The organism is Crossiella sp. S99.2 (genome assembly GCF_023094165.1).
GTDB lineage: Bacteria > Actinomycetota > Actinomycetes > Mycobacteriales > Pseudonocardiaceae > Crossiella.
Map to the genome: position 1 here is coordinate 139,802 of NZ_JALMDK010000019.1, position 18,749 is coordinate 158,550.

An 18,749-nucleotide genomic window follows, 5' to 3' on the forward strand; every position below is an offset into this window, starting at 1 on the left:
AAGCTTCTCCCATGACGAGAGGAGCAGCCCGATGAAGGACAGCAGCCAGGCCGGGTACGTGTGGGCGGCGCCCGGACCCTATGAGGTGCAGCGCGGCCTCCGCAGGCGGAAGCGAGCCGGCGGGATCTTCGTGCTGGTCCTGTTCTCGTTCATCGGATTCATGGTCTTCGGCATGTCCTACTTCGCCTCGCCGTACGTGAGCACCGCCCCGCAGAAGGGGGTCGGGTTCGCCACGGTGGCGGAGAAGGAGATCGCGCTGGTGCCCTACCGGCGCAGCGGCAGCCGGGGCCTGTTCCAGATGCTCACCCAGGACACCTTCCAGGTGCGGCTGTTCGCCGTCGAACTGGACACCGGGCGGCGGCTGTGGGACACGCAGCTCTCCGACATGCCGAGCTGGCAGGCCAAGGTGATCACCGCGGGCGCCCGTAACGCCTATGTGGCCACCGACGGCGGCCTGGTGATCCTGGACCTTGCCAGCGGCGAGATCCTGGCCCGCGACGGCGACATCCAGGGCCTGCCGAACCCGGTGACCTCCAGCGCCGCCTACGGCTATGACGCCTCGTCCACCTCGATCGTGGCCATGAGCGCCGACGGCGGCCTGCGCACCATTCCACTGGACACCGTGGTCGCGGCCCCGGCGCCGCCGGAGCTGGCCAGGGCCTGGCGGGGCAAGCTCAGCCCCCAGCGTCCCGGCTCCGACAGCACCAGCGGTGCCAGTTCCAGCCACGGGGTGCTCGCCGGGCGGGAGAAGGTGGAGCTGATCCCGCGGGAGGACGTGCCCGGCCTGAGCCTGGTCCGCCGCACCGGGAACAGTGGCGGCACGCCGATCGGCGAGGCCGTCTTCCACAAGGGCAGCCTGCCGCTCACCCCGCCGCCTGGCGAGATCGAGGGCAAGGGCTTCCCGGACAACATCACCAGTCCGGCAGCAGGCACACCCGCCGGACTGGTGGTGGTGCACCACCTCCGCGACCTCAACTCCGCGAACTACGCGGTGAGCGTGGTGTCCGTGCAGACCGGCCAGATCGTCGCGACCCACCCGATCGGCCCCAGCTCGATCCGCGCCCTGACCAGCCCCGGCAAGCGCACGCTGCTCTTCGCCGACGGTGCGGACAGCGTCCTCGGCGACGGCGTCGCCACGGTCGGCCTGGACGGGCAGATCAACTGGTTCTACCTCGGCTACATCGACTTCTTCGGCAACCCCTCCCTCTGAAAGGACCAGACATGAAGATCCTCGCCTGGCTCATCGCCGCGGTCGGCCTGGTCGCCACCTTCTTCTACATCCAGGAGGGCCTCACCGGTGCGGGCCCGATGCCCTGGCTCAACGGCTTCCTCGCCGGCCCGATCTGCGCCCTGACCGTGGTTCCGATGCTGTTCCGGGTCAGCTCGGCGCTGGAGAACTCCGGCTTCGGCGGGAAGATCCCGGCCGCCTACCGGGGTGCGCCGATCGGCATGGGCACGGTGGTCGCGTTGTCCCGCACCGGATTGTCCGTCAACGACCAGCCGCAGATGCTGATCACCCTGGATGTGGACACCCAGGACGGCCGGTCCTTCCGCGCCGTGGCCAAACAGATGGTGGACCTGATCGACATGCCCGCGGTGCAGCCCGGCAGCCTGCTGCCGGTGCGCTACCTGCCAGGGAACGACAAGGTCGTGCTGGCCACCGACGCGCCCCCGGCCGAACTCCAGCAGGTGCTCGACCAGATCCGCCTGGCCAAGGGCCTGGTGACCCCCCGGCAGCTGCAGATCGCCCAGCAGGGCCAGGAAACCCAGGCGGTGGTGCTGTCCATGGCCCCCACCGGCGAGATCCGCGGCAACCGTGCGGTGGTGTCCCTGGGCATGCGGGTGACCAGGCCGGACGGCAGCAGCTTCGACCTGGTGCAGGAGAAGACGCTCTCGCCGGAGATGGTCGCGCACGCCCAGCCGGGCGCGGTGGTCCGGGTGCGCTACCTGGCCCACGACGAGTCCGAGGTGGTCGTCCTGGTACCGGCCCAGTCATGACGGCGCAGCAGGTCCTGACCCGGATCGCGGCCGGGCTGGTGACCGTCGGGGTGATCGTGCTGATCTTCAAGGGCTGCGCGGCCAATCTCCGGTCCAGCGGCGCCACCGTGTACGAGTTCTTCCGCGCCGTCGCGGTCAACTCCCCGACGGCCTGCCGGTTGCTCTCCGGCGCCGCCCTGACCAAGTTCCAGGCCAGGGCGAACGCCGAGAGCTGCGAGCAGGCAGTGGCCAAGGTGTCCCGCGGGCTCAGCACACCCCAGTTCGAGCAGCTGCTCAAGGGCGAGGTCGACGTGCTGGAGTACCACTCGGGGATCCGCCCGGACTTCAGCAGCCGGGTGGAGATCCACTTCGGCCCGAACCCGCTGGGGATGGAGGTCATCGTGCTGGCCGAGCACAACGGGCGAGAGACGATCAGCGACTGGGGCTGGGAAATCCGGGAACTGTCCTGACCCCGAGGCAAGCGACCGGCGCGAGGGGTGCGCCGGTCGCTTTTGCATCTCTACCGACCGTTCGGTAGGCGGCGGTGTCGGACGGCCGTCACTGGTGCGGGACGGGCACACCCGCCGCGCGCAGCCTGGCCTCGACGAGCCCGTTCAACCGGGCCCAGACCGTGGATTCCCGATCTTCGCGGTGGTGGTTGACCAGCCCGTACCGGGTGACAGCCTCGGGCGTGGACTGGACGCCAGCCGGTACCGCCAGAAGTTCGCGGTCGGCCAGCAGGTTCTCGGCCAGTGCGGCGGCCAGTTCCTCGATCCGCGGGTCGTCCGGATCCCAGGTCCGCGCGTCCCAGGCACGCTTGGTCAGGACGACGAACTCCGGGTCGTCGAGCCGGTGTTCGAGCTGGGTCAGGAAGAGGTCGAACAACTCCGGCGCCACCGCCCTGGCCAGCACCAGGGCCTCCCGCTGACCGACCACGTAGTCGGGATCGAAGCCCAGCTCGATGAGCCGGTCCAGGATCGCCAGCGCGCGGTCGGGCAGCAGCAGCCGGTCGCCCTCGGCGAGTCGGCGCAGGGTGTCGCGCCGGGCGGTCAGCGCGGCGATCTGCTCGGTGAGGCGCCGGTCGACGTCGCTGACCGCGGCGGTGAACTGCTCGGCGTCGGCGTCGAGCAGCGGCCCGGCCTCGGCCAGCGGCACCCCGGCGGTGGCCAGGATCCGGACCTGGACCAGCCGCAACAGGTCGGCCGAGCCGTACCGCCGGTAGCCGGAGCTGTCCCGTGGTGGTTCGGCGAGCAGCCCGTGCTGGTGGTAGTGCCGCAACGTCTTCACCGTGACCCCGGTGAAGGCCGCGGCCTGGCCGATCGTGACGCCGGTCGGAGGAGCCATGCCGGACAGTGTGCGGCCCGCCCCAGGGTCAAGGTCAACCCGCCTGCCCGCCGCAGAACACCGCCTTGACCAGCCGGTCCAACGCCTTCGGGAACGCGGTCACCACATCGACCTCGGCGTCCCCACCGGTTATCGAGGCGGTCAGGGTCCGGCTGCCGTCGGGCGTGCTGTACAGCAGCGCCCCGTAGCCGACGGTGCTGCCGTTGTGGAAGAACAGCATGCCGCCGCAGTCCGGGCCCAGCTCCTGCACACGCAATCCCAGGCCAAAACCGTTGCTGTCCGGCGAGGTCCGGCGCATTTCGGCCAGCAGCGGGGCAGGCAGGAGTTTGCCGCTCTGCAGGGCGGCGAAGAACGTGTGCAGGTCCCGGGTGGTCGAGATCAGGTCACCCGAGGCGAACAGCAGGGACGGATTCTGGCGGGTGACGTCGACCGTGTGTGCCTGGCCCGCATGCTGGTAGTGGTAGTAGCCGTGCGCGTGCGGCCCGGGGATCCCCGGCCCGGCGCCCGGCGCCACGGTGCTGTCCAGGCGGAGTGGACGCAGGATCCGCCGCTGCAGCTCCTCGGCGAACGAGCGGCCGGTGACCTGCTCGATCAGCAGCGCGGCCAGCGCGTAGGCGGTGTTGGAGTAGCTCCAGCCCGTGCCCGGTGCGAACCTCGCCGGTTTGGCCAGCGCGAACCGCACCAGTTCGTCCGGCTGGTAGGTGCGGAACCGGTTGTCCACCCAGTCCTGGCCGGTGGAGGGCAGTCCCGGCACGACCGTCCCGTCCGGGTCGACCTCGCCGGTGTGGTTGAAGATCCCGCTGGTGTGCGCCAGCAACATCCGCACCGTGATCCGCCGGTCCAGGGCGAACCGCGGCAGGTGGTCGGCCGCGGGGGAATCCAGGCCGATCCGGCCCTCCGCCACCAGTTGCAGCACCATGGTCGCGACGAAGGTCTTGGTATTGCTGCCGATCCGGAACCTGCCGTCCGTCGGCGGCTTCGCGGTCCCACCCAGTTCGCGCACCCCGGCGCTGCCCGTCCACTCGCCACGCTGATCGCGCACGCGCACCTGCATCCCGGCGAATCCGATGTCAACGAACGCCTGCACAGCCTGCTGCAAGGCTGGGCGATCCGGCCGGGCAGCGGCCTCGGGAGCGGCCCCGGCCAGCAACGCGACAGTCAGCGCCGTGGCCCCTGCTCGCCGCAACGACTGCGGCTTGTTGTGTGTCATGCGGCCAGGCTGCAGCCCGCCCTCGGGGCGGGGTCAACGACTCCGTCGGCGATGTCGCCCCGGCATGCCGATCTTCCGGCGAGTTGGGCCAACTGGTACGTCGGTTTGGCTCAAGTGGGCGTACCAGTTGGCCCAAGTGGTGCGTGGGTGCGGGTCATGTCGTCGACGCGACGCAGAAACGTCCCTACCAACCGGTCGGTGAACTGCTCGTCGATCGGGCTGCCGGTGACCAGCACGCGGTAGTAGATCGGCCCCACGAGCTGATCGACCTCCGCCGCCACGTCGAGGTCGGCCGGCACCTGTCCACGGTGGACGGCCCGCTCGATCGCCAGCCGGTCGCGGTCGTGTTGCTCGTCGAGGAATCGCGCCCGCAGCACCGCGGCGAACCCGGGGTCGTGCTGGGCGTGGCCGAGCAGGGCGCGCAGCACGGCGCCCGCGTCCGACCGGGTCAGGAAGTGCGTCAGGCGCCGCAGGTAGTCCCGCAGGTCGGGGCCGAGGTCGCCGTGATCCGGCACGACCAGGTCTTCGGCCGCGTCCTGCAGGAAGGCGTCGAGCAGGATGTCCGTTTTCGTGCTCCACCAGCGGTAGATGGTCTGTTTCGCCACCCCGGCGCTCGCGGCGATGGCCTCGACGGTGACTCCGGCGAATCCCTTCTCCACCAGCAGATCATCGGCGGCCTCCAGGACCGCGAGCCGTGCCTGCTCACTGCGCCCGTGCCGATTGCCGCGATGGCGCGGTGCCGCCACGTCGTTCGATTTCATCGCCACCTCCGCGGCTGAGGGTACGACAATATTGCCTAGACTAGACGCACCGTTGCGTCTACTCTAGCCGACATGACGCATTCCAGCACTCTCGAAGACCCCAGGGTCAGTGCCGCGCTGACCCGCATGTTCGCCGCGGCCGACCAGGACGAGACCCGCCTCCCGCCGTCCTGGCGCACCGACTTCGCCGCGGCCACGCCGCAGGAGCAGGCCGATGCCGCGGCGGAGATCTTCATGCCGATCTCGGCCCAGGGCGGCAGGCTGCTCTACAACCTGATCCGCGCCATCCGGCCCGCCACCGTGGTCGAATTCGGCACCTCATTCGGGATTTCCACCCTCTACCTGGCCGCCGCGGTCCGCGACAACGGCGCCGGCCAGGTCATCACCACCGAACTCAGCGCGGCCAAGGCCGAGGCCGCCAGCCGCACCTTCACCGAGTCCGGCCTGGCCGACCTGATCACGATCCGGCTCGGTGACGCCCGGGACACCCTCGCCGAGGACACCCCGGTCGACTTCCTCCTGCTCGACGGCTGGAAAAACCTGTGCCTGCCAGTGCTCAAGCTCCTGGAACCCCGACTGGCCCCAGGCACCCTGGTGGTGGCCGACGACGTCGACCTGGCTGATTTGCAGCCCTATCTCGACTACGTCCGCGACCCGGGAAACGGCTACCAGAGCGTCACTTTCCCGGTCGAGGACGGTATGGAGATCAGCTGTCGGCTGTGATCGCGGGCAGTACCAGCGACACGGTCAGGCCGCCGCCGGGCCTCGGCTCGGCGGTGACCCGGCCGCCGTGGGCGTGCGCCACCGAGCGGACGATCGACAGGCCCAGTCCGCTGCCGCGCCGGGAGTCGATCCGGTCGCCGCCGAGTCGGCGGAACGGCTCGAACAGCCGGGGCAGGTCCTCGGTGGTGATCACGGCGCCGGAGTTGGTGACCGAGATCGTCCCCGGCGGGCCGGTTTCCACACGCACCCAGCCGTCCTCGGCGAGGTTGTGCCGGATGCCGTTCTCGACCAGGTTCTGCACGGCCCGTTCCAGCAGCACCGGGTCGCCGTGCACCGGTGTCGCCGCCAGGCTGGACCGGATCGTCACCCCGGCCGCCGCCGCCTCGGCCCCCGTCTGGTCGGTGACCCGGCGGGCGAGGTCGGCGAGGTCGACCGGCTCGGTGACCGGCGGCTCGTTCTCGCTGTGCGCCAGGGTGAGCAGTCCCTCCAGAAGTCGTTCGTGCCGTTCGTTGATCAGCAGCAGCGAGTCGCCGAGCTTGCGCAGCTCGGGTGGGGAGTCCTTGCGCCGCATGGCCACCTCGACCAGCGTTCGTTGCGTGGTCAGCGGGGTGCGCAGTTCGTGTGAGGCGTTGGCGACGAACCGGCGCTGCCCGTCGAAGGCGCGGTCCAGCCGGTCGAGCATGGTGTCGAAGGTGTCGGCCAGCTCCTTGATCTCATCGGCCGGGCCGTCCAGCGCGATGCGCTCGTGCAGGCTGCGGTCGGCCACCCGGCGCGCGGTGTCGGTGATCCGCCGCAGCGGCCGCAGCGCCCGTCCGCCGAGCGACCACACCAGCAGCACGGTGGCGGAGCCGACCACGGCGAAGGCGATCGTTCCCTGCAACAGCAGGGAGTCCAGGGTCGCCGAGCGGAACTGCTCCTGCAGCGCGCTGATCTGGTCCAATGAGGTATCCGGCGGCACGGGGACGGCGAGCCCGAAGATCGGGTCCTGATCGTCCCGCGTCATCATTGTCTGCGCGGTCGAGCCCAGCACGCGGTCGAGGCTGTTGGCGACCAGCAGGTAGATGAGGCCGAGCAGCGCCGCGCTCGCGCCCAGGACCACCACCCCGCACAGCACGGTCAGCCGGGTGCGGAAGGTCATGGGATCCGGTATCCCGCGCCGGGCACGGTCTCGATCACCGGCGGGTCACCCAGTTTGCGCCGCAGCTTCATCACCGTCATCGGCACCACGTTGGTGAACGGGTCGATGTGCTCGTCCCAGGCCCGGTCGAGCAGTTCCTCGGCGGAGACCGGCATCCCGTCGGCCCGCAACAGCTCCTCCAGCACGGCGAACTCCTTGCGGGACAGCGGGATCAGCGCACCGTCCCGATGGGTTTCCAGGCGTCCGGGGTCCAGGCGGATCCCGGCGCGGCTCAGCACCGGTGGCGCGGCGGGCCGGGCCCGCCGGCCGAGCGCGCGCACCCTGGCCACCAGCTCGGCGAACACGAACGGCTTCGGCAGGTAGTCATCGGCGCCGAGGCCAAGGCCGGCGACCCGGTCGAGCACCGAACCCGCGGCGGTGAGCAGCAGAACCCGGGTCGCCGCAACGGAATCGACGATCGCGCGGCACACCTCGTCGCCGTGCACCACCGGCAGGTCCCGGTCGAGGACCACGACGTCGTAGGCGTGCACCCCGATCCGCTCCAGGGCCGAGCCGCCGTCGTGCACCACGTCCACGGCCAGCGCTTCCTCGCGCAGTCCCTCCGCGATGGCCTCGGCCAGCACCCGTTCGTCCTCGACGAGCAACACCCGCATGCGGCCTCCCAACCCGTTCGACCTGAGCATAGGGGCGGCCGGCGGAAACCGAGAGCGGTGGTTATCCCGGATTTATCGACCGTGGTGCTTGATGTGCCCATCATCGTCTGCTCGGAGAGCTGGAGGCATTCGTGCGATTGCGCATGTTGGGCGCGGTGCTGGTGCTCGGCGCCACCTTGGTGCCGGGCACCAGCACCGCGGCGGCCCGCGAGTCCACATCGGACCCCGGACCGCTGCGGTGGGTGACCCTGGTGACCGGCGACCGGGTCGGGGTGACCCCCGGCAAGATCGCCTCGGCCGTGGTCCGGCCGGCCGAAGGGCGGGAGCGGACCCGGTTCAGCACGCGGCAGGTCGGCGGTCGCCTGCAGGTGGTCCCCGAGGACGCGGAACCGTTGCTGCGCAAGGGAATTCTGGACCGGCGACTGTTCGACGTGAGCACGCTGATCGAGTCCGGCTACGACGACATCACCCGCGCCGACCTCCCGTTGATCATGAGTGCGCCGCAGGTGCGGGAGGCCGGGGTGCGGGTCACCGCCGAGCTGCCCAGCGTGCGCGCGGCCGCGGTGTCGGTCGAGAAGAGCCGGGCCGCGCAGCTCTGGCAGACCATCACCACCGCGGGTGTCGAGCGGGTGTGGCTGGACGGCAAGCGCAAGTCCACATTGGACCGCAGCACCGCGCAGATCGGCGCGCCGTCGGCCTGGCAGAGCGGCCTGACCGGCAACGGGATCAAGGTGGCGGTGCTGGACACCGGCGTCGATGAGACCCATCCTGACCTGGCCGACCGGCAGCTGGCCGAGCGCAACTTCACCGGCGACGCCGACGCGGTGGACCGGCAGGGGCACGGCACGCACGTCGCCTCCACCATCGCGGGCACCGGCGCGAAGTCCGGCGGCAAGTTCAAGGGCGTCGCCTACGGCGCGAAGATCCTCGACGCCAAGGTGCTCGACAGCACTGGCTCCGGCTACGACTCCTGGATCCTGGCCGGGATGCAGTGGGCGGCCGAGCAGGGCGCCACCATCGCCAACCTCAGCCTCGGCGGCGGTGACGGCGCGGAGGTCGATCCGCTGGAGGAGGCGGTCAACACGCTGACCGCCAAGTACGGCACGTTGTTCGTCATCGCGGCCGGGAACAGCGGCCCGCACGCCAAGAGCGTCGGTACCCCCGGCAGCGCGGACGCCGCGCTCACCGTGGGCGCGGTCGACCGGGACGACAAGCTGGCCCCGTTCTCCAGCCGTGGGCCGCGGGTCGGCGACGGCGCGATCAAGCCCGACATCACCGCTCCCGGCGTCGGCATCGTGGCGGGCAAGGCCACGCACGGCCGGATCGGCACGCCCGCCGGGGACGGCTACGTGTCGATGTCCGGCACGTCGATGGCGACCCCGCACGTCGCCGGGGTCGCGGCGCTGCTGGCCCAGCGCAACCCGGGGTGGAAGGCCGCCGATCTCAAGGCGCAGCTGACCTCCTCCGCCACCCCGAACCCCACGCTCGGCGTCTTCGAGCAGGGCTCGGGCCGGGTCGACGTCGGCAAAGCGCTGAGCCAGACCCTGATCAGCACCTCCGGCAGCCTCGGCTTCGGCACCCAGCAGTGGCCGCACAACGACGACAAACCGGTGACCAAGCCGGTCACCTACCGCAACACCGGGACCACCGCGCGCACGCTCACCCTGCGCATCGAGACGCAGGCGCCACAGGGACTGTTCACTGTGGACCAGACGACGGTGACCGTGCCCGCCGGCGGCGAGGCCACGGTCCAGGTCACCGCGGACACCCGCACGCCAGGAGCGGACGCGCTCTACACCGGCAGGTTGATCGCGTCCGACTCGACGGTCACCGTGGGCACTCCGCTCGCCGTGGACAAGGAGGCCGAGAGCTACGACGTCGCCCTCGACGTCATCGACCGCGCAGGCCGCCCCGCGTCGGACTTCTCCGCCACCGCGGCGGGTGCCACCACCGACCACCAGGTCAGCGGTGCCAACGGAAAATCCACCCTGCGCCTGCCGAAGGGCAGCTACACCCTCTACTCCAGCATTTTCACCGGGAGCGAGACCACCCTGCTGCTGTACCCGGTTCTCGAGGTCACCCGCAACCTCGCGATCACCCTGGACGCCAGGGTGGCACGGCCGGTCACCGTCACCGTGCCCAGCCCGACCGCCACGGTCTTCAACGCCGATGTCGGCTTCGTCAGGACCCTGCCGAGCGGGGTCTGGGTCGGCGGCGGCATCCTGGCCGGCGACCTGAACGGAATCTCGACCGGGCACATCGGTCCGGCCCTCAACCGGGACGAGTTGACCGCCAGGGTGCACACGCAGTGGGAGGACAGCACCCGTACCTATGACCTGGCGTGGTTCGAGCAGGGCCGCCTGCCGACGGGCTTCGAGCGCCGGGTCCGCGAGGCCGACCTGGCCACGGTGCAGGCGGAGTACGCCAGCCTCTCGGGCAGTCGCACCGGCGGGAAGGCGATGCTGCCCAAGCCGTTGCGCGGGGACACCGTGGCGTACTCCCGCATGCTGGACCTACCGCTGCCGTCCCGGCGCACCGAGCACATCCTCGCCGAGGGGGTGCGGTGGAGCGGTGTCCTCACCCAGTTCGGCACCGGTCCCGACCGGGCCTCGGAGACGGAGCTGCGCTCGGTGTTGAAGCGTTACCGCGCTGGTCAGTCCACAGTGGAGCGTTGGAACACCGGGGTCGTGGGCCCCGCGATGCCGGAGCGGTTCGCACCGGACCACTGGCTCACCAGGACCGGCGACACGCTGACCGTGCGGCTGCCGCTGTTCAGCGACGGCGCCGGGCACTGGGGCATGCCCGACCGGTCGGACCGCGGGCACACCACGGTGTACCAGAATGGCAAGAAGATCGCGGAAACCGACAAACCCGGATTCGGCGACTTCACCCTGCCCAAGGAAGCGGCGGAGTACCGGGTGGACACTGAGGCGACCAGGACGGTCACCACACTGTCCACAAAGGTCAGTGCATCGTGGACGTTCCGGTCCCGGAACACCGCCCGCACGGCGGCCGTGCCCGCGATGGCCGTCCGGTTCACCCCGCAGCTCGACGAGTTCAACCGGGCACAGGCGGGTGTGCCGTTCACCGTTCCGGTGGCCGTCGAGCGCCAGCCCGGCTCGCCGGGGGCCATCGTGCGCGAGCTGACGGTGGAGGTCTCCTACGACGACGGCAAGACCTGGCAGCAGGCGCCGATCGACAAGGCGTCGGCCAGGCTTGTGCACCCGGCGGGCGACGGGTTCGTTTCGTTGCGTGCCAAGGTGATCGACAGCGATGGCAACAAGCTTGAGCAGACCATCGTGCGCGCCTACGAACTGAAACGCTGATCTGACCGAGTGACCGATGCCGGGCGGCCGGAAGCCGCCCGGCATCGGGGCCGGTCAGCTCGGTTCGACCGGGAGCCACAGTTCGCAGGTCGCGGTGCTGAAATCCTCCGCGCGGTCGAGCACCGTGACGATCGAGGGTCCTGGCCGCAGCCGCCACGGGTTGGCCGGGAACCACTCGGTCGCGGTCGCGGCCCAGGTCGTCTGCAGGGTCTGCGGGTAGGGGCCGGTGGTGCGGAAGACCGCCCACCGCCCGGCCGGCACCTCGATGCCGTCGAGGTCGTCGGGGGCCGGGGTGTCCGGCGAGACGGCCACGCCGTGCAGGTAGGTCAGTTCGCTGCCTTCGGTGTTGTCGGGGTCGAGGTCGTCGCAGACCTGCAGCAGGCCCTGGGGTTCGGTGTTGCCGAGGGCCTTGAGCCGCGAGTGTTCTTCTTGCGGCAGGGCGGTGATGTGCTGCTGGATGTGCGGGTTGACGCCGTGGTGGATGAGCGGGACGCGGGTGGCGTGGCCGAGCAGCCGGAACGCGGGGCGGTCGAGGATGCGGGTGTCCATGGGGATGTTCCCTTCGACGGTCAGGCGGAACCTGAGTTGTGGCTGGGTGCGAAGGGGGCCGCCGTCCCGGCGGACATCACTCGGACCGGCGCCGTGCACCGCCCGGAATGCCCGGCCGAATGCCTCGGTGGAGCCGTAGCCGTGCCGGACGGCGATGCTGAGCAGATCGTGCTGGCCCAGGACGACCTCGGCGGCGGCCACGGTCATCCGGCGCCGGCGCACGTAGTCCGACAGCGGCATGCCCGCCAGGGACGAGAACATCCGGCGCAGGTGATACTCGGTGGTGCCGAGCGTCCTGGCCAGGCCGTCGAGGTCGAACTCCGCGTCCAGGTGCTGCTCGACCAGATCGACCAGCCGGTTGAGTGCCGAGATCATGTGGCCTCCCTTCGACATCAACCCTGACCGATGGCGCCCGGCCGCGCCCGATCGCGGCGAACCGATCCGATCAGTCGGGGCAGCTCGGCGCGGGATCGGCCAGCCGCAGCAGGTAGCGCAGCCCCGGACGCCCGGCCAACAGGACGTCCTCCCCGGTTGGCGCGAACCCGGCGTGGCCCAGCACCGCCCGGGAGCCGGGGTTGTCGACCGCCGCGGAGGCCCGCAGGCTCACCAGTCCGTAGTCCCGCGCCGCCATCGCGCACAGCTGGCGCACCGCCGCTGTGGCCAGGCCCTGGCCCGCGGCCTGCTCCGCGATCCGGAACCCCAGCTCGGCACAGCCATCGGCCACATCGACCAGGTTCACCCGGCCCAGCACCGCACCGCTGTCGCCGAGCACCACGTGGAAATGGCACACCCCGGCCGCCTGCTCTGCCAGCAGCGCGTGATGCCGCTGCGGGAAATCGGTGAAGTAGTCCTCGCCCCGGTCGGGTACCGAGGCCGCGAAGTAAGCGCGGTTCTCCCGCTCGAACGCGAGTACCGCCGCGGCGTGGTCAGGCCGGAGGCGTTCGATCATGGGCACCGCAGCACGGTACCCGCCACCCGGCCTCGCCGGCCTGGATTAACCACAGCGCTACTTGATCACTCGCTCGCCGGTGTGGCGCAGGAAGGTGGTGGCGAGCGGGCTGAGGTCGTCGGTGCGCCACACCAGGGCGTAGTCGAAGGTGGGGCTGCCCTCGATGGGTACGCAGGCCAGGTCCGGGCGTGGGTAGAACTGCTCGACCTGAGCGCCCACGACGGCGACACCGTGCCCGGAGGCGACGTAGGCCAGGATCTCCTGGAACCCGGACACCGTGGTGATCCTGCTCGCCGAGCGGGCCGTGGGCAGGTGCTGGTCGATCCAGTACTCGGGCAGGCCCTGCGCGAACAGGAAAGTCTGCCCGGCGAGGTCATCGGCGGTCACCACCGCCTGCCGGGCAAGGGGGTGGCCGGCGGAGACGGCGAGCAGCGCGGTCTCGGACAGCAGCACGGGTCCCACGGTGAGGCCGGGTTCGGCGACCGGCAGGGGGAGCACGGACAGGTCGATCTCGGCTCGGCGCAGCGGTCCGCACAGGTCGGCCAGGGTGGTCTCGCGGATGCTGACCTGGACACCGGGTGTGTGGCCGCGGACGGCGCCGACCAGCGCCAGCACCCGGCGGGCCACCGCGGCGGACATGTAGCCGAGGCGCAGTTCGCCGGTGTGGCCGTGACCTGCCGTGATGGCCCGCGCGATCGCGGCCTGGACCTGGGCGTAGGCCGGGCTCAGGTCGTCCAGCAGTTGCCTGCCCAGCGGGGTCAGGCTCACGCGCCGCGTGGTCCTGGTGAACAGCGGCGCACCGAACCGGCGCTCCAGCTTCTTGATCGTCTGGCTGATCGAGGCGGGGGCCAGCCGCAGGCGTTCCGCGGTCCGGGCGAAGTGCAGTTCCTCGGCCAGCGTGAGGAACACCTCGATGTCCTGCCGTTCCATGCCCGGATTATTCAGCATGGCCGAACAATCAGGTCGGATCTGCGCGTTGATCACCGCAAGGTTCCGGGTCAGGATCGGTCCCGACACACCAGCGGATCCAGGAGGCGACGACATGAACGACACCGAGCGGCGATCGCTGCACCGGCACACCAGCCGCGAGGCCGGCCCATGCTGAGGCAGGTGGCGGAAGGTGTGCTGGTGCACGAGAGCGAGTTCGTGCAGAGCAACGCCATTGTGGTGCAAGGACACGACGGCGTGTTGCTCATCGATCCCGGGGTGCAGGACCACGAAATGGTCTGCCTCGCCAACGATCTGGCCGAGCTGGGCCAGCCCGTGGTGGCCGGCTTCTCCACGCATCCGGACTGGGATCACCTGCTGTGGCATGCCCGGTTCGGCACGGCCCCGCGGTATGGCACCGCCCGTTGCGCGGCCGCGGTCCGGGCAGAGCTGGCCAATCCCGGTGCGAAGGCCGAGATCACCGCCCATCTGGAATCGACGGGCATCGCCGAGCGGGTCCCGCTGGACCTGTACGGCCTCATCACCGCTCTGCCCGCCGAGACGATTCCCTGGGCTGGCCCGCGAGTCCGGATCATCGAGCATCAGGCGCACGCGCCGGGCCATGCGGCGCTGGTGATCGAGGAACGCGGGGTGCTCGTCGCCGGCGACATGCTCTCCGATGTCCTGGTTCCGATGCTCGATTTGGGCGACACCGCTGACCCGATCGAGGACTATCTCGCCGCGCTGCGACTGCTGGCGGGCGTGGCGGAGGAGGTCGAGGTCGTGGTCCCCGGCCACGGGTCAGTCGGCGGAACCGCTGAGCTGCACGCACGGATCGAGCGGGATCGGGCGTACGTGCTCGCCTTGCGCGAGGGCCGTGTTCCCAGTGACCCGCGGGTCGGCCCCTCGGCCAAGCCCGGCTGGGAATGGGTAAGCGATGTGCACGACGGGCAGGCCCGGCGGCTCGCCGAACGGAACGAACGCGGCGGCAGTCGTGGCTGACGATCGGTGCGTTGGTCAGCCGGTGAGGGCCTGGGTGATCTGGCGGGTGGTCTGCTCGGCCACGCGGGGGTTGACCGCGGCGTAGGAGACGTAGGCGTTCAGGCCGGTGGCCAAGGCCCAGCCGCGACCGCGAGTCCAGGTGGCCTCGTCCACGTCGAGCGCGGCGCGGAAGGTGGCTCGGGTCTCGGCCGACAGGAGGGTGAAGGCGATGATCAGGTCGCAGGCCGGATCGCCTACCCCGAACTCGCCGAAGTCGATGACCGCGCTGAGCCGGCCGCCGGTGGTCAGCAGGTTGCCGGTGTGGAAATCGCCGTGGCGCCAGACCGGTGGACGGTCCCCGCCAGGGGCGGCGAGGGCCGCGTTCCACAACTCGGTCATCGCCGCGGTGTCGAACGTATCGCCGACTGTCGTGATGGCCGAACGCGTTGCCGGGTCGCGCGCGGCCAGTGGGCGGCCGGTCAACTCCTCGGTCGGTTCGGCGTCGAACCGGTGGAGTGCGGTCAGGAATCCGGCCAGCACACCGGCGGCCTCATGCGAGCCGGCCAGGGCCTCGACGGTCGCCACCTCGCCGTCCAGCCAGCGCGACACCGCCCACGGCCACGGGTAGCCGAAGTCCGCCTCGCCCACCGCCACCGGTTCGGGTATGGCAAGCGGCAGGTGCGGGGCGAGCCGGGGCAACCACTCGGCTTCCTTCCGCGCCTGCGTGATCGCACCGGCATGGCGCGGCAGCCGAACGGACAGCTGCTCGCCCAGCCGGTAGATCACGTGATCCGAGCCTGACGGTGCGTGCGGAACCAGCGGTAGCCCGGCCCACCGCGGGAACTGGGTGTCGACCAGCCGCCTGGCCAGCGCGGCATCGATGGGCGGGGCGGTGTCGAGGGTCAAGTGCGGCTCCTGCGGGTAGGGGGGATCCCGAGCAGCCTGCCACCCACCGGAGGGCTCAGCCCAGGCGGCGCATGGCGACCAGATCGCCCCACATCACGCCGGAGACCTTCACCGTGTCCCCGCCCTGTGGCGCGTGCACCATCTTCCCGTCGCCCACGTAGATCCCGATGTGACCGACCGGTTGGTAGAAGGCCACAAAATCACCCGGTCGCAACTGGTCCCTGGTCACCGCGGTGCCGACCCTGGCCTGGTCCCGGCTGGAGCGGGGCAGCGTGACGCCGAGCTGGCGGTAGGACCAGAACAGCAGGCCGGAGCAGTCGAAGGTGTCCGGTCCGGAGGCGCCCCAGACGTAGGGCTTTCCCTGACGGCCCAACGCTTTCTGCATGGCCTGCTGGGCCAGGCCCTGCGGGATGTCGTTGACCGTGTAGTTGGTCTGGCCGCCGCCGGTGAGGGCGCCGCGGTCCCGGGCGGAGAGCCGGTCCAGCTGGGCTTTGGCACTGGCCACCCGGCGGTCCATCTCGGTCTTGCGCTGGTCCAGTTCACCGAGCAGCCGGTTCGCCTGCGCCTCGGCGTCGCCCGCGCGGCGGCCGGCTTCCTCGGCCCGGCGCTGCGCGGTCTCGGCCAGCTGTAAGGCCCGGCGGTAGCCCTCCATGGTGTCCTTGCGTTCGCTGGAAATGATGTCCAGCAACAACATCCGGTCCAGGAAGTCCTGGGGTGAGCCGCTGGTCATCAGGGTGGCGACCGGGTTGAGGCTGACGTTGTCGAAGGAGGCCGCGGCCAGTTTGTCCACCTCGACCCGGTAGGTGCTGATGCTGTCCCGGGCGGTGCCCGCCTCCCGGTTCGCCTGGTCGAGCTGGGTCCTGGCGGTGTCCTGGTCTTTGCGGCGCCGGTCCAGGTCGTCGCGGGTGTTGTGCCACTCCTCGGTGAGTTTCACGGCCTCCTTGTTCAGCTCGGTGAGCTTGGTCAGCGCCTCGGAGGCGTTGGCTGGCGGCGGTGGATCGGCCGCCGCCGCGCCCGGCACGGCCACCGAGGTGGCGCCGAGGGCGGCGATCAGCAGAGTCATCCGAACGGGTCGGCGGTTGGGTTTGACGGCCACGCCGCCACACTACTATCGAGCGTAGGAGTTCGAGGAAGGTGGTCTGGACGTGCCAGAATGCGCAGGTGCACGGGCTTGGGGAACTGGAATCGGCGATCATGGACGTGGTGTGGGCCGCCGAGGGCGCGGTCGCCGTCCGTGACGTGCTGGAGTCGCTGCGGCCCGATCGGGAGCTGGCTTACACCACGGTGCAGACCGTGCTGGACAAGCTGTGCCGCAAGGGCTGGCTGACCAGGGAGAAGCACGGCCGCGCGTTCCGGTACCTGGCCACCGCCACCCGCGCCCAGCGCACCGCCCGCCTGCTGCGCGAGGTGCTCGACGAGTCCCCGGACTCCGCCGCGGTCCTGCTGCACTTCGCCCAGTCGGTCTCCGCCGAGGAGTCCGCCGCGCTGCGCGATGTGCTCGGCGAGGACGGCCGTCCCCGGTGACCGCGGGCCTGCTGCTGATCACCGCTGCCCTGGCGCTGGCCTGGTACGCCGCCCCGGCCCTCCGGCTGGCCCGCCGCACGTTGTCCCCGGCCCTGGCCCTGACCGCCTGGGTGCTCACCGCCGCCGGGGTGCTGCTCGCCCTGCCCGCCGGGATCGCGCTGCTGCTGTTCCCCGAGGTCACCACCGCGGCCTGGTCCGCGACTGTCCACCGGTGCTGGACAGCGCTGCGCGCGGCGGGCTTGTTCGCCCCTGAGTCCGGCCTGCACACCACCGCCGTGTTGTTGGTGGCACTGCTGGTCACCCGCCTGCTGCTGATCGCGATCCCGCACGCCCGCCGCGTCCGGCACAGCACCGGAAACCACCGCGACGCCCTGGCCCTGCTGGCCACCCCGGTCCCCGGCCGTCACGACGTGGTCACCCTGCCGCACGACCAGCCCCTGGCCTACAGCCTGGCCGGCGCGGCCGGTCCCACCGTCGTCAGCACCGGCCTGCTCAGCCAGGCGCCCGAAGGTCAGCTGGCCGCGGTGCTGGCCCACGAACAAGCCCACCGCACCCGGCGGCACCACCTGCTGGTGGCGAGTTTTGCCGCGCTGCGCAAGGCTTTCCCGTTCGCCCCGCTGTTCCAGGCCGCCCCTGCCGAGGTGGCGTTGCTGACCGAACTGGACGCGGACGCCGTCGCCGCCCGTAGACAGGGCGTGCCCGCGGTGCTGGCCGCGTTGCGCGCCTTCCCGCACCACACGGCAGCTCCGGGCGAGCAGCTGGCCGCCCGGATCACGCACCTCTCCCGACCGAGCGGTCGGTACTGGCGTCGGGTGCTGCCGGTGCTGGTGCTGGCCTGCGTGGTGGTCAGCGCGGGCTGGGCGGCGAGCGAGGTCAGCGAACTGTGCGTGCTGTCGCTGGTGCTCGGCACGCATTGAGCCTGGTCAGGCCGAGCGGTGGAACTCGCCCAGGAATTCCCGCACCGCCGGACCCACCGCGTCCGCCAGCTCCGCCGCGCTGCGCAACTCCGCCGTCAACCCACCGCTCGCCAACCGACCGTTCGGTAGACGGCCCAACAACTCCCGCGCCACCGCGGGTGGGTGCCGGTGGTCAGTGCCCGGGAAGATCAACGTCGGCACCGCCATCCCGGCCAGCTCGTCCACCCCGCTGAACGCCCGATCCGCCCCGATCGCCGCGGCCGCCGCGACACTGGCCGGATCCGCCCGCGGCATCGCCTCCCGCACCAGCTCGCCGATCAACGGCGCCAGCTGCGGCAGGATTGGCGCCCAGCCCGCTTCGATGCCCGAAGTCCGCACCCGCTCGGCGAAAGCAGCCAGGAACTCGGCCTCGGCGGCCTTGCCCGCGTCGTCCTCGATGTCCTCGACACTGATCAGCACGGTGGCCGCGACCCGGTCCGGATGGCGCAACGCGGTGCGCAGGCTGATGGTCGAGCCCAGGCCGGTGCCGCCCACCGCGGCCCGTTGCGCGCCAAGGTGATCCAGTAGGGCGAGCACGTCCTCGGTGTAGCGGTTCCAGGTGTGCTGGGCCGGATCGGGGCAGTGGGAGCGGCCGTAGCCGCGGATGTCCGGCAGGGCCACGGTGTGCTGGTCGGCCAGGTGGTCGGCCAGGGGGAGCAGGCTGCGGTGGTCGGGGCCGCCGCCGTGCAACAGGACCAGCAGTGGGCCGGTGCCCAGGGTGGTGAAGAAGAGGGGGCGGCCGTCCGCGGCCGGGTAGGTGGACTCGATCATCACGCTGGCAGGTTATCCCTGCCCGAAGGGGCAACTTGGCGTAACGGAGCGGGT

The 18,749-nt window shown here is 71.0% G+C and carries 19 protein-coding genes; 8 read left to right on the top strand and 11 right to left on the bottom strand.

What is annotated here, in order from left to right:
* Nucleotides 1–31: 31 nt before the first annotated feature.
* From MZC64_RS43430 to MZC64_RS43440, 3 genes are read left to right on the top strand one after another with little or no spacing between them, the layout of a single operon-like run.
* Nucleotides 32–1,210 carry a PA2928 family protein gene (locus MZC64_RS43430; RefSeq protein WP_247765278.1) on the top strand — a complete coding sequence of 393 codons (1,179 nt, stop codon included), beginning with the start codon at nt 32–34 and terminating at the stop codon, nt 1,208–1,210.
* Between the two features lie 11 nt (nt 1,211–1,221).
* Nucleotides 1,222–1,998, top strand: coding sequence for a hypothetical protein (locus MZC64_RS43435; protein ID WP_247765277.1), 777 nt, complete (start codon nt 1,222–1,224; stop codon nt 1,996–1,998).
* Nucleotides 1,995–2,447 (top strand): hypothetical protein, encoded by a 453-nt coding sequence (locus MZC64_RS43440; RefSeq protein ID WP_247765276.1) that lies wholly within the window; start codon nt 1,995–1,997, stop codon nt 2,445–2,447. Before MZC64_RS43435 ends, MZC64_RS43440 begins: the two co-directional genes overlap by 4 nt.
* Before the next feature lie 88 nt (nt 2,448–2,535).
* Here MZC64_RS43440 and MZC64_RS43445 read toward each other — a convergent pair whose 3' ends face one another.
* From MZC64_RS43445 to MZC64_RS43455, 3 genes are all read right to left on the bottom strand, one after another.
* Nucleotides 2,536–3,321, bottom strand: a complete 786-nt coding sequence (locus MZC64_RS43445) for a MerR family transcriptional regulator (protein WP_247765275.1) — start codon at nt 3,319–3,321, stop codon at nt 2,536–2,538.
* A 34-nt stretch (nt 3,322–3,355) separates the two neighbouring features.
* Nucleotides 3,356–4,531: a serine hydrolase gene (locus MZC64_RS43450; protein ID WP_247765274.1), complete on the bottom strand. Its 1,176-nt coding sequence runs from the start codon at nt 4,529–4,531 to the stop codon at nt 3,356–3,358.
* Nucleotides 4,532–4,641: 110 nt separating this feature from the next.
* Nucleotides 4,642–5,292 (bottom strand): TetR/AcrR family transcriptional regulator, encoded by a 651-nt coding sequence (locus MZC64_RS43455; RefSeq protein ID WP_247765273.1) that lies wholly within the window; start codon nt 5,290–5,292, stop codon nt 4,642–4,644.
* Between the two features lie 72 nt (nt 5,293–5,364).
* Between MZC64_RS43455 and MZC64_RS43460 the strand changes: the two genes are divergently transcribed.
* A complete protein-coding gene (locus MZC64_RS43460) occupies nt 5,365–6,015 on the top strand; it encodes an O-methyltransferase (protein WP_247765272.1) in 651 nt (216 codons plus the stop codon).
* Here the strand turns inward: MZC64_RS43460 and MZC64_RS43465 are convergent.
* Both MZC64_RS43465 and MZC64_RS43470 read right to left on the bottom strand, forming a co-directional pair.
* The gene (locus MZC64_RS43465) at nt 5,999–7,153 is read right to left on the bottom strand and encodes a HAMP domain-containing sensor histidine kinase (protein ID WP_247765271.1); all 1,155 of its coding nucleotides are present in this window, start codon (nt 7,151–7,153) and stop codon (nt 5,999–6,001) included. The genes MZC64_RS43460 and MZC64_RS43465 overlap by 17 nt on opposite strands.
* A complete protein-coding gene (locus MZC64_RS43470; protein WP_247765270.1) occupies nt 7,150–7,806 on the bottom strand; it encodes a response regulator transcription factor in 657 nt (218 codons plus the stop codon). The genes MZC64_RS43465 and MZC64_RS43470 overlap by 4 nt, the downstream gene beginning before the upstream one ends.
* A 131-nt stretch (nt 7,807–7,937) precedes the next feature.
* On the opposite strand from MZC64_RS43470, the gene MZC64_RS43475 reads away from it, so the two are divergent.
* A complete protein-coding gene (locus MZC64_RS43475) occupies nt 7,938–11,132 on the top strand; it encodes a S8 family peptidase (protein WP_247765269.1) in 3,195 nt (1,064 codons plus the stop codon).
* A gap of 54 nt (nt 11,133–11,186) precedes the next feature.
* Here MZC64_RS43475 and MZC64_RS43480 read toward each other — a convergent pair whose 3' ends face one another.
* The 3 genes from MZC64_RS43480 to MZC64_RS43490 all read right to left on the bottom strand — a co-directional run bounded on the left by MZC64_RS43480 (nt 11,187) and on the right by MZC64_RS43490 (nt 13,560).
* Nucleotides 11,187–12,056 (bottom strand): AraC family transcriptional regulator, encoded by an 870-nt coding sequence (locus MZC64_RS43480; RefSeq protein ID WP_247765268.1) that lies wholly within the window; start codon nt 12,054–12,056, stop codon nt 11,187–11,189.
* A gap of 70 nt (nt 12,057–12,126) precedes the next feature.
* Complete coding sequence (locus MZC64_RS43485; RefSeq protein ID WP_247765392.1) at nt 12,127–12,630, bottom strand: GNAT family N-acetyltransferase; 504 nt, start codon at nt 12,628–12,630, stop codon at nt 12,127–12,129.
* Between the two features lie 57 nt (nt 12,631–12,687).
* Complete coding sequence (locus MZC64_RS43490) at nt 12,688–13,560, bottom strand: LysR family transcriptional regulator (protein WP_247765267.1); 873 nt, start codon at nt 13,558–13,560, stop codon at nt 12,688–12,690.
* A gap of 168 nt (nt 13,561–13,728) precedes the next feature.
* Between MZC64_RS43490 and MZC64_RS43495 the strand changes: the two genes are divergently transcribed.
* On the top strand, nt 13,729–14,559 hold the full coding sequence (locus MZC64_RS43495; protein WP_247765266.1) for an MBL fold metallo-hydrolase: 831 nt from the start codon (nt 13,729–13,731) through the stop codon (nt 14,557–14,559).
* A 15-nt stretch (nt 14,560–14,574) separates the two neighbouring features.
* Here MZC64_RS43495 and MZC64_RS43500 read toward each other — a convergent pair whose 3' ends face one another.
* Nucleotides 14,575–15,444 (bottom strand): aminoglycoside phosphotransferase family protein, encoded by an 870-nt coding sequence (locus tag MZC64_RS43500; protein WP_247765265.1) that lies wholly within the window; start codon nt 15,442–15,444, stop codon nt 14,575–14,577.
* A 55-nt stretch (nt 15,445–15,499) separates the two neighbouring features.
* Nucleotides 15,500–16,507, bottom strand: a complete 1,008-nt coding sequence (locus MZC64_RS43505) for a C40 family peptidase (protein WP_247765264.1) — start codon at nt 16,505–16,507, stop codon at nt 15,500–15,502.
* 98 nt (nt 16,508–16,605) lie between these two features.
* Here MZC64_RS43505 and MZC64_RS43510 point away from each other — a divergent pair, with 98 nt between their 5' ends.
* Together MZC64_RS43510 and MZC64_RS43515 are read left to right on the top strand one after the other, a co-directional pair.
* A complete protein-coding gene (locus tag MZC64_RS43510; RefSeq protein ID WP_247765263.1) occupies nt 16,606–16,968 on the top strand; it encodes a BlaI/MecI/CopY family transcriptional regulator in 363 nt (120 codons plus the stop codon).
* Nucleotides 16,965–17,885: a M56 family metallopeptidase gene (locus tag MZC64_RS43515; protein ID WP_247765262.1), complete on the top strand. Its 921-nt coding sequence runs from the start codon at nt 16,965–16,967 to the stop codon at nt 17,883–17,885. The genes MZC64_RS43510 and MZC64_RS43515 overlap by 4 nt, the downstream gene beginning before the upstream one ends.
* A 6-nt stretch (nt 17,886–17,891) precedes the next feature.
* Here MZC64_RS43515 and MZC64_RS43520 read toward each other — a convergent pair whose 3' ends face one another.
* Complete coding sequence (locus tag MZC64_RS43520; protein ID WP_247765391.1) at nt 17,892–18,695, bottom strand: alpha/beta fold hydrolase; 804 nt, start codon at nt 18,693–18,695, stop codon at nt 17,892–17,894.
* Between the last annotated feature and the right edge of the window lie 54 nt (nt 18,696–18,749).

Coding starts and splice junctions, on each gene's coding strand:
- MZC64_RS43495 (WP_247765266.1), top strand. CDS start 13,729: ATGCTGAGGCAGGTGGCGGAAGGTGTGCTGGTGCACGAGAGCGAGTTC.
- MZC64_RS43455 (WP_247765273.1), bottom strand. CDS start 5,292: ATGAAATCGAACGACGTGGCGGCACCGCGCCATCGCGGCAATCGGCAC.
- MZC64_RS43485 (WP_247765392.1), bottom strand. CDS start 12,630: ATGATCGAACGCCTCCGGCCTGACCACGCCGCGGCGGTACTCGCGTTC.
- MZC64_RS43480 (WP_247765268.1), bottom strand. CDS start 12,056: ATGATCTCGGCACTCAACCGGCTGGTCGATCTGGTCGAGCAGCACCTG.
- MZC64_RS43450 (WP_247765274.1), bottom strand. CDS start 4,531: ATGACACACAACAAGCCGCAGTCGTTGCGGCGAGCAGGGGCCACGGCG.
- MZC64_RS43440 (WP_247765276.1), top strand. CDS start 1,995: ATGACGGCGCAGCAGGTCCTGACCCGGATCGCGGCCGGGCTGGTGACC.
- MZC64_RS43465 (WP_247765271.1), bottom strand. CDS start 7,153: ATGACCTTCCGCACCCGGCTGACCGTGCTGTGCGGGGTGGTGGTCCTG.
- MZC64_RS43470 (WP_247765270.1), bottom strand. CDS start 7,806: ATGCGGGTGTTGCTCGTCGAGGACGAACGGGTGCTGGCCGAGGCCATC.
- MZC64_RS43435 (WP_247765277.1), top strand. CDS start 1,222: ATGAAGATCCTCGCCTGGCTCATCGCCGCGGTCGGCCTGGTCGCCACC.
- MZC64_RS43445 (WP_247765275.1), bottom strand. CDS start 3,321: ATGGCTCCTCCGACCGGCGTCACGATCGGCCAGGCCGCGGCCTTCACC.
- MZC64_RS43430 (WP_247765278.1), top strand. CDS start 32: ATGAAGGACAGCAGCCAGGCCGGGTACGTGTGGGCGGCGCCCGGACCC.
- MZC64_RS43490 (WP_247765267.1), bottom strand. CDS start 13,560: ATGGAACGGCAGGACATCGAGGTGTTCCTCACGCTGGCCGAGGAACTG.
- MZC64_RS43460 (WP_247765272.1), top strand. CDS start 5,365: ATGACGCATTCCAGCACTCTCGAAGACCCCAGGGTCAGTGCCGCGCTG.
- MZC64_RS43520 (WP_247765391.1), bottom strand. CDS start 18,695: ATGATCGAGTCCACCTACCCGGCCGCGGACGGCCGCCCCCTCTTCTTC.
- MZC64_RS43505 (WP_247765264.1), bottom strand. CDS start 16,507: ATGACTCTGCTGATCGCCGCCCTCGGCGCCACCTCGGTGGCCGTGCCG.